This is a genomic window from Streptomyces sp. NPDC046727, assembly GCF_040645635.1.
GTDB lineage: Bacteria > Actinomycetota > Actinomycetes > Streptomycetales > Streptomycetaceae > Streptomyces.
This window is the reverse complement of record NZ_JBEYYR010000015.1, coordinates 41,007-54,175: the sequence shown is the minus strand read 5'-3', so window position 1 is coordinate 54,175 and position 13,169 is coordinate 41,007. Positions and strand designations below refer to the sequence as shown.

The window sequence follows — 13,169 nt, the reverse complement described above, 5'->3', positions numbered from 1 at the left end:
CCACTGTCCGGTGGCGGGACTCAGCCATGCCTCCGCCGAAATCCCAGGAGACCTGAACCGCGTACACGCCCTTGACGGGACCGGCCTCGGACGCCCTCCGTTCCTGCTCCGAAGCGCCGCGCAATCGCACGAGGTACAGTGCCGAGACCAGCAGAACCCCCAGCGTGAGGCCCCGCCGCGTGTTGACCCAGACCACCTCACGGGTGCTCGGACCGAGTGACCTCGACGCCGCGCTCGCCGTTCTGGACCGCGAGCCGGTCCAGAACGCCTTCGTGGCCTCCCGGGTCCAGGTCGCGGGTCTCGACCCCTGGCGGCTCGGCGGCGAGATGTGGGGCTGGTACGAGGACGGCATGCTCACGTCCCTGTGCTACGCGGGCGCCAACCTCGTCCCCATCTGCGCCACCCCGCGCGCCGTCCGCGCCTTCGCCGACCGCGCCCGGCGGGCCGGCCGCCGCTGCTCCTCCATCGTCGGCCCCGCCGAATCCACCGCCCAGTTGTGGCGGCTGCTGGAACCGCACTGGGGCCCGGCCCGCGAGGTCCGGGCCCACCAGCCCCTGATGGTCACCGACCGCATGCCGGCCGACATCGCCGCCGACCCGTACGTCCGCCGCGTCCGCAAGGACGAGATGGAGACGATCATGCCGGCGTGCGTGGCGATGTTCACCGAGGAGGTCGGCGTCTCCCCGCTGGCCGGCGACGGCGGCCTGCTCTACCAGGCCCGGGTCGCGGAACTCGTCGGCTCCGGCCGTTCCTTCGCCCGCGTCGACGAGCACGGCCGGGTCGTGTTCAAGGCGGAGATCGGCGCGGCGACCCCCCAGGCCTGCCAGATCCAGGGGGTGTGGGTCGCCCCCGAGTACCGGGGGCAGGGCCTCGCCGCCCCCGGCATGGCGGCGGTGCTGCGCTACGCCCTCGCGGACGTCGCCCCCGTGGTGAGCCTGTACGTGAACGACTTCAACACGGCGGCGCGCAGGACGTACCGGAGGGTGGGCTTCCAAGAGACCGGCGCCTTCATGAGCATCCTCTTCTGAGGAGCCCTCTTCGGAGGGGCCCCTGTACGCTCCCGGCATGGACCTCGTGATCGGCCCCCTGGACCTCGCAGCCCACGTCGACGAGGCCCTGGCCGTCCAGGCCGTCGCCTTCGGGCTGGGCCCCGACGAAGTCGCCGTACGCCGCCAGATCGTCCAGCGGCACATGCAGTACAACGGCGCGAGGGCCTTCGGCGCCACCAGCCGGGGGCGGCTGATCGGCTTCGTCTACGGCATGCCCAACAGCCGGACCCACTGGTGGTCCACCGTCGTCGAGCCCTACCTCCGCGCGGGCGGCAACGAGCACTGGCTGGACGACTCCTTCGTCATCACCGAGCTGCACGTCCACCCCGACCACCAGAACCGGGGCATCGGCCGGCGGCTGATCACCACCATCACCGACACCGCCGACGAACCCCGCACGATCCTCTCCGCGATCGACACCGACAGCCCCGCCCGCGGCCTGTACTTCTCCCTCGGGTACGTCGATCTGGCCCGCCAGGTCCACTTCCCGAGCGCACCCCGGCCGTACGCCGTGATGGGCGCCCCCCTCCCCCTGCGCAGGCGTTAACCGATTTCCGCCCGCACAGGCGGCCCGGCTAACCTCCTATGCCATCACCCTTACCCGGCAGGAGTACGAGAACCATGGCCAACGCACCGGTCCAGCGCATGTCCCAGTTGATGGCGAAGACGCTGCGCGACGACCCGGCGGACGCCGAGGTCCTCAGCCACAAGCTCCTCGTCCGCGCCGGCTACGTCCGCCGCACGGCCGCCGGCATCTGGAGCTGGCTGCCCCTCGGCAAGAAGGTCCTCACCAACGTCGAGCGCATCGTCCGCGAGGAGATGGACGCCATCGGCGCCCAGGAGGTCTCGCTGCCCGCCCTGCTGCCGCGCGAGCCCTACGAGGCCACCGGCCGCTGGGACGAGTACGGCCAGGAGCTGTTCCGGCTCAAGGACCGCAAGGGCGGCGACTACCTCCTCGGCCCCACCCACGAGGAGATCTTCACCCTCCTGGTCAAGGACCAGTGCACGTCCTACAAGGACATGCCGGTGATCCTCTACCAGATCCAGACCAAGTTCCGTGACGAGGCCCGCCCCCGCGCCGGCATCCTGCGCGGCCGTGAGTTCCTGATGAAGGACTCGTACTCCTTCGACCTGGACGACGAGGGCCTCGGCCACTCCTACGCCCTGCACCGCCAGGCCTACCAGCGCGTCTTCGAGCGCCTCGGCCTCGACTACCGCATCTGCGCGGCCACGGCCGGCGCCATGGGCGGCTCCAAGTCCGAGGAGTTCCTGGCCCCGGCCGAGGCCGGCGAGGACACCTTCGCCGACTGCCCGAACTGCGACTTCGCCGCCAACACGGAGGCGATCACGTACGAGCTGAAGCCGGTCGACGGCTCGGCCGTGCCCGCGCTCGAGGAGATCCCCACCCCCGACACCCCGACCATCGAGACCCTGGCCGCCTCCCTCGGTGTCCCGGCCTCCGCCACCCTGAAGAACCTCCTGGTCAAGGTGGACGGCGAGATCGTCGCCGTGGGCGTGCCCGGCGACCGCGAGGTCGACCTGGACAAGGTCGAGGCGCACTTCGCCCCGGCCACCGTCGAGATGGTCACCGAGGCGGACTTCGCCGGGCGTCCCGACCTGGTCCGCGGCTACGTCGGCCCGCAGGGCCTGGGCGAGAAGGTCACGTACGTCGCCGACCCGCGCGTGGCCCCCGGCACCGCCTGGATCACCGGCGCCAACAAGGACAACACCCACGCGAAGAACGTCGTCGCCGGCCGTGACTTCGAGGTCGACGCGTACGTGGACGTCGTCGTGGTGCAGGAGGGCGACCCCTGCCCCAAGTGCGGCACCGGCCTGAAGCTGGACCGCGCCATCGAGATCGGCCACATCTTCCAGCTGGGCCGCAAGTACGCCGACGCCCTCAAGCTCGACGTCCTCGGCCAGAACGGCAAGCCCGTCCGCGTCACCATGGGCTCCTACGGCATCGGCGTCTCCCGCGCCGTCGCCGCGCTCGCCGAGCAGACCGCCGACGAGCAGGGTCTGTGCTGGCCCAAGGAGGTCGCCCCGGCCGACGTGCACGTCGTCGCCGCCGGCAAGGCCCTGCAGACCGAGCTGGCGCTCGACGTCGCCGAGAAGCTGTCGGCCGCGGGCGTCCGCGTCCTGGTGGACGACCGGGCCGGGGTCTCCCCGGGCGTGAAGTTCACCGACGCCGAGCTGATCGGCGTACCGCAGATCCTGGTGGCGGGCCGCCGCGCCGGCGACGGCGTCCTGGAACTGAAGGACCGCAAGACCGGCGAGCGCGAGGAACTGACGGTCGAGGACGCGATCGCCCGCCTGACCGCGTAGCACCGGACGAGGAGACGACGCCCCCGGGGGACTTTCCGGGGGCGTCGCGCCGTCACAGCCAGCCGGCGAACTCCAGCAGCAGTTCCGCGTCCTTCTCCCGGCCGACCCGGCGGGCCCGCACCCCGGACTCCACCGCCCGGAACAGCGTCCAGCCGCGCAGCCGCTCCTGGTCGACCTCCAGCGACTCGGCGAGCCGCTTGATCCGGCGCCGGGTGGTGGCCGGGCCGGACGGCGTCGCGATCAGGTCCTCCACCCGGTCCCGCACCAGCCTGGCCAGGTCGAAGGCGCTCTCGCCGACCACCGGGTCCGGGCCCACCGCGAGCCACGGCATCCGCTCCCCGGCGAGCACCTTGCTCTGCCGGAACGTGCCGTGCAGCAGCAGCTGCTCGGGCGGCGCGGCCAGCAGCTCCTCCCGGGCGGCGAGCGCCGACTCCACCAGGGGGGCCGCCTCCGGATCGGTCCCGGCACTCGCCCGCATCGCCGCCGCCTGCCGCGCGGTGCGCTCGGCGACGGTCTCGAAGACATGCCCGGCCGGCGGCTCCACCCACAGCCTGCGCAGCGTCCCCGCCGCCTCCAGCAACGCCTTCGCCTCCGGCAGCGACCGCACCGACACATCCGGATGCAGGCGCTCCAGCAGCAGCGCCCCGTCGTCCGCGTCGGCTTCCAGCAGCTGTACGGCGCCCAGCCCGGCCCAGTGCGCCAGCGCCGCCCGCTCGCTCTCCGGGCGGGCCCGGGGCGGCGCCAGCTTCAGCACGGCCGGCGTGCCGTCCACCCGCCGCACCAGCACGACAAGGCTGCTGCGCCCGCCCGGCACCTGCACCCGCTCGACGGTCAACTCGCGCCGGGCGACGGCCCGCTCGGCCGTCGCGGGCAGCCGCGCCAGCCAGTCGTCCCCGGCCGGTGCCGTCTCACCGAGCGCCCGCACCAGCCGCTGCGGCGCTTCGAAAGCCATGCGCGAGCCGTTCCCTTCCTGTCGAGTTCCGACGGACCCGTCGAGTCCTGCCGGGCGTGCCCGGAGCCCCGCGGGTCCTGTCGGTGCCGCCGTGCCGTCCGGGGCCTCCGGGTCCTGTCGGTCGGGCCCGTCGGCCCTGTCTGCTTCTGTCAGGGACCCTCTCCGGGGCCCGTCCGTTCCTGCTCCCCTGCCCGGCCGGGCGCCGGGCAACAGGCCCCTGCCGCAGGCCCTCTCGCGGTCCCGCCGCACGGCCCCGCACCGGCCCCGCCGTACCGCCGCCTAACGCGTCACCGACGCGGAGGCCGACGCCGGGATCGACGCGGACGGTGACGGAGTCGTGCCGGCCGCGCCCGTCTGTTCGCCGGACCGTTCGGCGAGCCCAGGGAAGGCTACGCTCTCCCCGCTCCAGCGCACCGCCCGCACCGTGGCCTCCCGCAGCGCCCCGGCCGCGTCGGCCCGCCGCGCGCCGGTCGCCGCCCGCACCAGGTCCGAGTACACCCCGGCCAGCCGCTCCTCCAGCCGCGCGGCCAGCCGTACCGCGGCCGTCCCGTCCGGAACCGGGAACGGCAGCGCGTACGCGGCGCTCGCGGCGACCGGTGTGCCGCCCAGGTCACGCACGGCGCGCACCAGCACGTCCCGGCGGGCCCGGTGGGCGTCGTACGCCGCCCGCGCCTCGCCCCGGCGCCGCTCGCCGATCCGTCCGCCGACGACGCCGTAGCCGTACACCGCCGCGTGCTCCGCCGCCAGCGCCGCCTGCAGCGCGGTCATCTCGGCCTGCTCCGTGCCGTCGCTCACCGGGCTCCCTCCGTCAGCAGATACGCGTGCGCGGCACCGGCCGCCGCGACCGACGCCAGCAGCCGCGCCAGCTCGCCCGGCGCCTTCAGCAGATCCTTCGCACGCTGGTCGGCGAGGGCCCGCTCGGCTGCCGCCAGCCCGGCCACGGCGTCCTTCTCGGCGGCCGGGACGGCAGTCGCGGAGGCCGACGCCGTGGCGGTCGGCGAAGCCGTGGCCGAGGCCGTCGTACCGTCCTCGAAGGCCGCCGCGTGGGCCGCGACCTGCGTCCGCAGCGGGCGCAGCCGGTCCGCCAGGGCGGGGTGCGCGGCGAGTACGGCGTCGTAGCGGGCCAGCAGCCCCCGGCTGTCCCGGGCCGCACGCGCGCGTGCACGCTCCGTGGCCGAGGGGCCGTCGTCGCCGGAGTCCGGGCCGGCCGAGCATCCCGCCAGCAGGGCGGCCCCGGCGGCCGAGGCGAGCAGGGATCTTCTGCGCGGTCCCGGGCGGGTGCGCGGGGGTGGGGGATACGGCACTGCGGACGTCCTCGGGAACTCGTGCGGAGGGAACGGCGAAGGAAGAGCGACCGGCGGGCGGGCCGCCCGTGATCACCGTACCCGCGCGCCCCGCGCGCACCACTCACCGGCACCGCCCGGCCACAGGTGTACGGCAACACCCCGCGCGACCGGATACCCTTTGACCAGACACGCGACCCATCCCACAACAGCACACGCGGCCGAGGAGTCACCCGGATGAGCACCACCCAGAGCGAGAGGCTGCGAGAGCTGCTGGAACCGCTCGTCACGTCCCAGGGACTGGATCTCGAAGAGATCGCCGTGGACTCCGTCGGACGCAAGCGGGTGCTGCGCGTGGTCGTCGACTCCGACACCGGAGCGGATCTGGACGCGATCGCCGATGTGAGCCGCGCGCTCTCGGCGAAGCTCGACGAGACCAACGCGATGGGCGACGCGGCGTACGACCTGGAGGTCGGAACCCCCGGCGCGGAGCGCCTCCTGACCGAGCACCGGCACTTCGTGCGCGCCACCGACCGGCTCGTGAAGTTCCAGCTCACGGAGGGCGGCGAGCTGATCGCCCGGATCCTGGAGGTCGACGAGGACGGTCTCGACGTCGAGGTCCCCGGGGTCAAGGGCCGCAAGGCCACCACCCGCAGACTCGGCTTCCCGGAGATCGACAAGGCGCGCGTGCAGGTCGAGTTCAACCGCAAGGACACCAAGAAGGACATGAAGGAAGAGGAGGAGGCGTAGCCGTGGACATCGACATGAGTGCCCTGCGGGGCTTGGTTCGGGAGAAGGAGATCTCCTTCGACCTGCTGGTCGAGGCGATCGAGTCGGCCCTCCTCATCGCCTACCACCGCACCGAGGGAAGCCGCCGACACGCGCGCGTGGAGCTCAACCGGGAGACCGGGCATGTGACCGTGTGGGCGAAGGAGGACCCCGAGGACCTGGCCGAGGGGCAGGAGCCCCGTGAGTTCGACGACACGCCGTCCGGTTTCGGCCGTATCGCCGCCACCACCGCCAAGCAGGTGATCCTGCAGCGGCTGCGCGACGCCGAGGACGACGCGACGCTCGGCGAGTACGCGGGGCGCGAGGGCGACATCGTCACCGGCGTGGTCCAGCAGGGCCGCGACCCGAAGAACGTGCTCGTGGACATCGGCAAGCTGGAGGCCATCCTGCCGGTGCAGGAGCAGGTGCCCGGCGAGACCTACGCGCACGGCCTGCGGCTGCGGTCGTACGTCGTCCGTGTGGCCAAGGGCGTCCGCGGGCCGTCCGTGACCCTCTCCCGCACCCACCCCAACCTGGTGAAGAAGCTCTTCGCCCTGGAGGTGCCGGAGATCGCCGACGGCTCGGTGGAGATCGCCGCGATCGCCCGTGAGGCCGGTCACCGCACGAAGATCGCCGTCCGGTCCACCCGCACGGGCCTGAACGCCAAGGGCGCCTGCATCGGCCCGATGGGCGGCCGGGTGCGCAACGTCATGGGCGAGCTGAACGGCGAGAAGATCGACATCGTCGACTGGTCGGACGACCCGGCGGAGATGGTCGCGAACGCCCTGTCACCCGCTCGGGTGAGCAAGGTGGAGGTCGTGGACCTGGCCTCCCGTTCCGCCCGGGTGACCGTGCCGGACTACCAGCTGTCGCTGGCGATCGGCAAGGAGGGCCAGAACGCCCGCCTCGCCGCCCGGCTGACCGGCTGGCGGATCGACATCCGGCCCGACACCGAGCAGGCCGGGGAATAGATCCAAGCCGTACGTCGCTGAGATCACGACAACAGCCGTTCGATTCTTGCCCCAAAGGGGTGAGGTCGGTACGGGGAGGTAGACTTAACGGTGTCTGGCCGGACGCACGCCCGAGCATGCCCTGAACGCACCTGTGTGGGGTGTCGGGAGCGGGCGGCCAAGAACGATCTCCTGCGGATCGTGAAGATCGAGGACGCCTGCGTCCCCGATCCTCGCGGTACGCTGCCCGGCCGGGGTGCATATGTACACCCCGCCCTGGTCTGTCTCGACCAGGCGGTACGCCGCCGGGCGTTCCCGCGGGCACTGCGCGCCCCGGGAGCGCTCGACACAAAGGCGTTGCGCCGGTACGTCGAGGAGACAACAGTTGCCGAGCAGGCAACGCCGTAAGACATGTCGTACGGAACACCGTGCGGCTTGGTACCTCGCGAGTCGAAAGCAGGTCGAGATTGCGATGAGCACTCGATGAGTACGCGATGAGTACGCCCATGAACTAGCGACGGTCCGGCTTCAACCCGGACCTCAAAGGAGCGAAGTGGCTAAGGTCCGGGTCTACGAACTCGCCAAGGAGTTCGGTGTCGAGAGCAAGGTCGTCATGGCCAAGCTCCAGGAACTCGGTGAATTCGTCCGTTCGGCGTCTTCGACCATCGAAGCGCCCGTTGTACGCAAGCTGACCGACGCCTTCCAGGGCGGCTCCGGCAAGTCCGCCGGCAAGCCCGCCCCGCGCAAGGCCGCCCCCAAGCCCGCCGCGCCCTCTCCGGCGCAGGCGGCACGTCCGGCTGCTCCGAAGCCGGGCGCCCCCAAGCCTCCGACGGCGCCCGCCGCCCCGCAGGCTCCGGCCGCCCCGTCGGCGCCCGTGTCGCCCGCGCCGGCCCCGGGCCCGCGTCCGGTGCCGGGTCCGAAGCCCGCGCCGCGTCCGGCTCCGGCCGCCCCGGAGTTCACCGCTCCGCCGGCCGCTCCGGCCGCGCAGACCCCGCAGGCTCCGGCCGCGCAGGGTCCGCGTCCGGGCGCCCGTCCCGGTGCCCCGAAGCCCGGCGGCCGTCCGGCCGGTCCGGGTCAGGGCCAGGCGTCCCGTCCGGGCCAGGGTGCTCCGCGCCCCGGTGGCCAGGCCCCGCGTCCGGGTGCCCGTCCGGCCGGTCCGCGCCCGGGCAACAACCCCTTCACCTCCGGCGGCAACGCCGGCATGGCCCGTCCGCAGGCCCCGCGCCCGCAGGGCGGTCCGCGTCCCGGCCCCGGCGGGCCCGGCGGCGCTCCCCGTCCGCAGGCGCCCGGCGCCCAGGGCGGCGGTCCGCGTCCGCAGGCTCCCGGCGGTCCCCGGCCGAGCCCGGCGGGCATGCCCCGCCCGCAGGGCGGCGGTCCGCGTCCCGGCCCGGCCGGCCCGCGTCCGAACCCCGGCATGATGCCGCAGCGTCCCGCTGCGGGTCCGCGTCCCGGCCCCGGTGGCGGCGGTCGCGGTCCCGGCGGTGCGGGTCGTCCCGGCGGCGCCGGTCGTCCCGGTGGCGGCTTCGCCGGCCGTCCCGGCGGCGGTGGCGCCCGTCCGGGTGGCGGCGGCGGCTTCGCCGGTCGTCCCGGTGGCGGTGGCGGCTTCGGCGGCGGTCCCGCCGGCGCTGGCGGCGGTGGCCGTCCCGGCTTCGGTGGCCGTCCCGGCGGTCCCGGTGGCCGTGGTGGCACGCAGGGCGCCTTCGGCCGTCCCGGTGGTCCGGCGCGTCGTGGCCGCAAGTCGAAGCGGCAGCGTCGCCAGGAGTACGAGGCCATGCAGGCCCCGAGCGTCGGCGGCGTGATGCTGCCGCGCGGCAACGGCGAGACCATCCGTCTCTCCCGCGGCGCGTCGCTCACGGACTTCGCGGAGAAGATCAACGCCAACCCGGCGTCCCTCGTCGCGGTCATGATGAACCTCGGCGAGATGGTCACGGCCACGCAGTCCGTCTCCGACGAGACGCTGCAGCTCCTCGCGGGCGAGATGAACTACGCGGTTCAGATCGTCAGCCCCGAGGAGGAGGACCGCGAGCTGCTCGAGTCCTTCGACATCGAGTTCGGCGAGGACGAGGGCGGCGACGAGGACCTGGTGGTCCGTCCGCCGGTCGTCACCGTCATGGGTCACGTCGACCACGGCAAGACCCGACTGCTCGACGCCATCCGCAAGACGAACGTCATCGCGGGCGAGGCCGGCGGCATCACCCAGCACATCGGTGCCTACCAGGTCGCGACCGAGGTCAACGACGAAGAGCGCAAGATCACCTTCATCGACACCCCGGGTCACGAGGCGTTCACCGCCATGCGTGCGCGTGGTGCGAAGTCGACCGACATCGCGATCCTGGTCGTCGCGGCCAACGACGGCGTCATGCCGCAGACGGTCGAGGCGCTCAACCACGCCAAGGCGGCCGACGTCCCGATCGTCGTCGCGGTCAACAAGATCGACGTCGAGGGCGCGGACCCGACCAAGGTGCGCGGTCAGCTGACCGAGTACGGCCTGGTGGCCGAGGAGTACGGCGGCGACACGATGTTCGTCGACATCTCCGCCAAGCAGGGTCTGCACATCGACAGCCTCCTCGAGGCCGTCGTCCTCACCGCCGACGCCTCGCTCGACCTGCGGGCCAACCCGAACCAGGACGCGCAGGGCATCTCGATCGAGTCCCGTCTCGACCGCGGCCGTGGTGCCGTGGCGACGGTGCTCGTCCAGCGAGGCACGCTGCGGGTCGGCGACACGATGGTCGTGGGCGACGCCTACGGTCGCGTGCGCGCCATGCTCGACGACAACGGCAACAACGTCGCCGAGGCCGGTCCGTCGACGCCGGTCCAGGTCCTGGGCCTGACCAACGTCCCGGGTGCCGGTGACAACTTCCTCGTGGTCGAGGAGGACCGTACGGCCCGCCAGATCGCGGAGAAGCGTGCCGCCCGTGAGCGCAACGCGGCCTTCGCGAAGCGCACGCGCCGCGTGTCCCTGGAGGACCTGGACAAGGTGCTGAAGGCCGGTGAGGTCCAGCAGCTGAACCTGATCATCAAGGGTGACGCTTCTGGCTCGGTCGAGGCCCTGGAGTCCTCGCTGCTCCAGCTGGACGTCGGCGAAGAGGTCGACATCCGCGTCCTGCACCGCGGCGTCGGTGCGGTCACGGAGTCCGACATCGACCTGGCGATGGGCTCCGACGCCATCGTGATCGGCTTCAACGTCCGCGCGGCCGGCCGCGCGGCGCAGATGGCCGAGCGCGAGGGTGTGGACGTCCGGTACTACTCGGTCATCTACCAGGCGATCGAGGAGATCGAGGCGGCCCTCAAGGGCATGCTCAAGCCGGAGTACGAAGAGGTCGAGCTGGGTACGGCGGAGATCCGCGAGGTCTTCAAGTCGTCCAAGCTGGGCAACATCGCCGGTGTCCTCATCCGGTCCGGCGAGGTCCGCCGCAACACCAAGGCCCGCCTCATCCGGGACGGCAAGGTGGTCGCGGAGAACCTCACCATCGAGGGCCTGCGTCGCTTCAAGGACGACGTCACCGAGATCCGCGAAGGCTACGAGGGTGGTATCAACCTCGGAAACTTCAACGACATCAAGGTCGACGACGTCATCGCGACGTACGAGATGCGCGAGAAGCCGCGGGCGTAACGCCCACGGTTCGTGCTGGCCGGCGGGACTGCGGTCCCGTCGGCCAGCACGCCGTTCCGGGGGCTCCGCCCCCGGAAAACGGGGGTCCGGAAGCGGAGCCCCCGGACGGCCCGCACAGCAGGCGGTGCCGAGGAAACCCTGTCGAGCCACCGGCAGGTACGCGGTACCGTTCTTGATGTCCCCGGCCACACGGACCCGGGGCCATCGATCCCGTACCGGCGGGTGAACCGGTTACACACATGTACGTGGGGACTCTGTCCTTCGACCTGCTCCTCGGCGACGTCCACTCGCTGAAGGAGAAGCGCTCCGTCGTCCGCCCGATCGTCGCCGAACTCCAGCGGAAGTACGCGGTGAGCGCGGCCGAGGTGGACCACATGGACCTCCACCGGCGAGCGATCATCGGCCTCGCCATGGTCTCCGGCGACGCGGCGCACCTCACCGACGTACTGGACCGGTGTGAGCGGCTGGTCGCCGCCCGCCCCGAGGTGGAGCTGCTGTCGGTGCGACGGCGGTTCCACGGCGACGACGACTGATCACAGAACACGAGCAAGAGAAAGAACGGGAGACGGACCAGTGGCCGACAACGCTCGGGCGAAAAGGCTGGCGGACCTCATCCGAGAGGTGGTGGCCCAGAAGCTGCAGCGCGGGATCAAGGACCCGCGGCTCGGCTCGCACGTCACCATCACGGACACCCGGGTCACGGGTGACCTGCGGGAGGCGACCGTCTTCTACACGGTCTACGGCGACGAAGAGGAGCGGAAGGCAGCCGCGGCGGGCCTGGAGAGCGCCAAGGGCATCCTGCGCTCCGAGGTGGGCCGCGCGGCCGGGGTGAAGTTCACGCCCACCCTGACCTTCGTCGCGGACGCCCTGCCGGACACCGCCCGGACCATCGAGGACCTCCTCGACAAGGCCCGGCAGTCCGACCAGAAGGTGCGCGACGCCGCCACCGGCGCCTCGTACGCCGGCGGCGCCGACCCCTACAGGAAGCCCGCCGACGACACCGACACGGACGGCGACGCCGCGGAATGACGCAGAAGCACACCACGCCCGACGGCCTCGTCATCGTCGACAAGCCGTCGGGCTTCACTTCGCACGACGTGGTCGCCAAGATGCGCGGGATCGCAAGGACCCGCCGCGTCGGCCACGCCGGCACCCTCGATCCGATGGCCACGGGCGTCCTGGTCCTCGGGGTCGAGCGCGCCACCAAGCTCCTCGGGCACCTCGCGCTCACGGAGAAGGAGTACCTGGGCACCATCCGCCTGGGCCAGAACACCGTCACCGACGACGCAGAGGGCGAGATCACCTCGTCCACCGACGCCTCCAGGGTGACCCGGGACGCCATCGACGCCGGTATCGCCAAGCTCACCGGCGACATCATGCAGGTCCCGTCCAAGGTCAGCGCCATCAAGATCGACGGCGTGCGGTCGTACAAGCGGGCCCGGGACGGCGAGGACTTCGAGATCCCCGCCCGGCCCGTGACCGTCTCCTCGTTCGCCGTGTACGACGTCCGGGACGCGGTCGCCGAGGACGGCACACCCGTGCTCGACCTGGTCGTGTCGGTGGTCTGCTCCTCCGGCACCTACATCCGTGCCCTCGCCCGTGACCTGGGCGCCGACCTGGGCGTCGGCGGCCACCTCACCGCCCTGCGCCGGACGCGCGTCGGGCCGTACAAGCTGGACGCGGCCAGGACACTGGACCAGCTCCAGCAGGAGCTGACCGTGATGCCGATCGCCGAGGCCGCGCAGGCGGCGTTCCCGCGCTGGCAGGTCGACGCCAAGCGGTCCCGGCTGCTGCTGAACGGCGTACGGCTGGAGATGCCCGACGCGTACGCGGGCGCCGGTCCCGTGGCCGTCTTCGACGCCGAGGGCCGCTTCCTGGCGCTCGTCGAGGAGCACCGGGGCAAGGCGAAGAGCCTGGCCGTCTTCGGCTGAGCCCCTTCCCGGCGGCTCCGCCTCTCGGCGGCTCCGCCCGAGCCGGCCCCGGACTGTCTGCCGTGGAGCGGCGGCCAGCCGGCCACGCGGCCGGCCCGGCCGCCGCTCCACGATCCCCCCTCGGTTCCCCCACCCCTAGGGTTATCCAGCAACGTCCGCCTATTCACCCGTCCGGGCAGGCGCTCGGAGTGAACCGGGGGAGCGGAAGGGGGCGCGTTCGCCGCACGATCTGTCCCGCCGATCATCGCGCGCCTACCGTCGAAGGTGAGGGCACGGGGACGGGCGGGGAGGTAGGGCC

Annotated in this window: 13 protein-coding genes; 10 read left to right on the top strand and 3 right to left on the bottom strand. The window is 72.6% G+C overall.

What is annotated here, in order from left to right:
- Positions 1-179 precede the first annotated feature (179 nt).
- The 3 genes from ABZ937_RS20135 to ABZ937_RS20125 all read left to right on the top strand — a co-directional run bounded on the left by ABZ937_RS20135 (position 180) and on the right by ABZ937_RS20125 (position 3,374).
- Positions 180-1,028: a GNAT family N-acetyltransferase gene (locus tag ABZ937_RS20135; protein ID WP_361693614.1), complete on the top strand. Its 849-nt coding sequence runs from the start codon at positions 180-182 to the stop codon at positions 1,026-1,028.
- Between the two features lie 37 nt (positions 1,029-1,065).
- Entirely contained in the window at positions 1,066-1,596 is a 531-nt protein-coding gene (locus ABZ937_RS20130; protein ID WP_361693612.1) for a GNAT family N-acetyltransferase, read from the top strand.
- A gap of 74 nt (positions 1,597-1,670) precedes the next feature.
- Positions 1,671-3,374, top strand: a complete 1,704-nt coding sequence (locus tag ABZ937_RS20125) for a proline--tRNA ligase (protein WP_361693610.1) — start codon at positions 1,671-1,673, stop codon at positions 3,372-3,374.
- Between the two features lie 52 nt (positions 3,375-3,426).
- Here ABZ937_RS20125 and ABZ937_RS20120 read toward each other — a convergent pair whose 3' ends face one another.
- From ABZ937_RS20120 to ABZ937_RS20110, 3 genes are all read right to left on the bottom strand, one after another.
- Positions 3,427-4,326 (bottom strand): aminoglycoside phosphotransferase family protein, encoded by a 900-nt coding sequence (locus tag ABZ937_RS20120; RefSeq protein ID WP_361693608.1) that lies wholly within the window; start codon positions 4,324-4,326, stop codon positions 3,427-3,429.
- A 279-nt stretch (positions 4,327-4,605) separates the two neighbouring features.
- Positions 4,606-5,121: a ferritin-like domain-containing protein gene (locus tag ABZ937_RS20115; protein ID WP_361693606.1), complete on the bottom strand. Its 516-nt coding sequence runs from the start codon at positions 5,119-5,121 to the stop codon at positions 4,606-4,608.
- Positions 5,118-5,630 (bottom strand): hypothetical protein, encoded by a 513-nt coding sequence (locus tag ABZ937_RS20110; RefSeq protein WP_361693604.1) that lies wholly within the window; start codon positions 5,628-5,630, stop codon positions 5,118-5,120. The genes ABZ937_RS20115 and ABZ937_RS20110 overlap by 4 nt, the downstream gene beginning before the upstream one ends.
- 216 nt (positions 5,631-5,846) lie before the next feature.
- Between ABZ937_RS20110 and rimP the strand changes: the two genes are divergently transcribed.
- From rimP to truB, 7 genes are all read left to right on the top strand, one after another.
- Positions 5,847-6,359 carry a ribosome maturation factor RimP gene (gene rimP, locus ABZ937_RS20105; RefSeq protein WP_361693602.1) on the top strand — a complete coding sequence of 171 codons (513 nt, stop codon included), beginning with the start codon at positions 5,847-5,849 and terminating at the stop codon, positions 6,357-6,359.
- A gap of 2 nt (positions 6,360-6,361) precedes the next feature.
- Entirely contained in the window at positions 6,362-7,348 is a 987-nt protein-coding gene (nusA, locus tag ABZ937_RS20100) for a transcription termination factor NusA (protein WP_361693600.1), read from the top strand.
- Between the two features lie 90 nt (positions 7,349-7,438).
- A complete protein-coding gene (locus ABZ937_RS20095; protein WP_361693598.1) occupies positions 7,439-7,735 on the top strand; it encodes a YlxR family protein in 297 nt (98 codons plus the stop codon).
- A gap of 145 nt (positions 7,736-7,880) precedes the next feature.
- The gene (gene infB, locus ABZ937_RS20090; protein WP_361693596.1) at positions 7,881-10,940 is read left to right on the top strand and encodes a translation initiation factor IF-2; all 3,060 of its coding nucleotides are present in this window, start codon (positions 7,881-7,883) and stop codon (positions 10,938-10,940) included.
- Positions 10,941-11,179: 239 nt separating this feature from the next.
- Positions 11,180-11,473: a DUF503 domain-containing protein gene (locus ABZ937_RS20085; RefSeq protein WP_360739639.1), complete on the top strand. Its 294-nt coding sequence runs from the start codon at positions 11,180-11,182 to the stop codon at positions 11,471-11,473.
- 40 nt (positions 11,474-11,513) lie between these two features.
- Positions 11,514-11,969: a 30S ribosome-binding factor RbfA gene (gene rbfA, locus ABZ937_RS20080; RefSeq protein ID WP_361693594.1), complete on the top strand. Its 456-nt coding sequence runs from the start codon at positions 11,514-11,516 to the stop codon at positions 11,967-11,969.
- Positions 11,966-12,871, top strand: a complete 906-nt coding sequence (gene truB, locus ABZ937_RS20075) for a tRNA pseudouridine(55) synthase TruB (RefSeq protein WP_361693592.1) — start codon at positions 11,966-11,968, stop codon at positions 12,869-12,871. The genes rbfA and truB overlap by 4 nt, the downstream gene beginning before the upstream one ends.
- Positions 12,872-13,169: the final 298 nt, after the last annotated feature.

Excerpts from the sequence above, each read along its gene's own strand:
- ABZ937_RS20130 (WP_361693612.1), top strand. The coding sequence starts at position 1,066 with ATGGACCTCGTGATCGGCCCCCTGGACCTCGCAGCCCACGTCGACGAG.
- ABZ937_RS20125 (WP_361693610.1), top strand. The coding sequence starts at position 1,671 with ATGGCCAACGCACCGGTCCAGCGCATGTCCCAGTTGATGGCGAAGACG.
- ABZ937_RS20120 (WP_361693608.1), bottom strand. The coding sequence starts at position 4,326 with ATGGCTTTCGAAGCGCCGCAGCGGCTGGTGCGGGCGCTCGGTGAGACG.
- rimP (WP_361693602.1), top strand. The coding sequence starts at position 5,847 with ATGAGCACCACCCAGAGCGAGAGGCTGCGAGAGCTGCTGGAACCGCTC.
- ABZ937_RS20085 (WP_360739639.1), top strand. The coding sequence starts at position 11,180 with ATGTACGTGGGGACTCTGTCCTTCGACCTGCTCCTCGGCGACGTCCAC.
- truB (WP_361693592.1), top strand. The coding sequence starts at position 11,966 with ATGACGCAGAAGCACACCACGCCCGACGGCCTCGTCATCGTCGACAAG.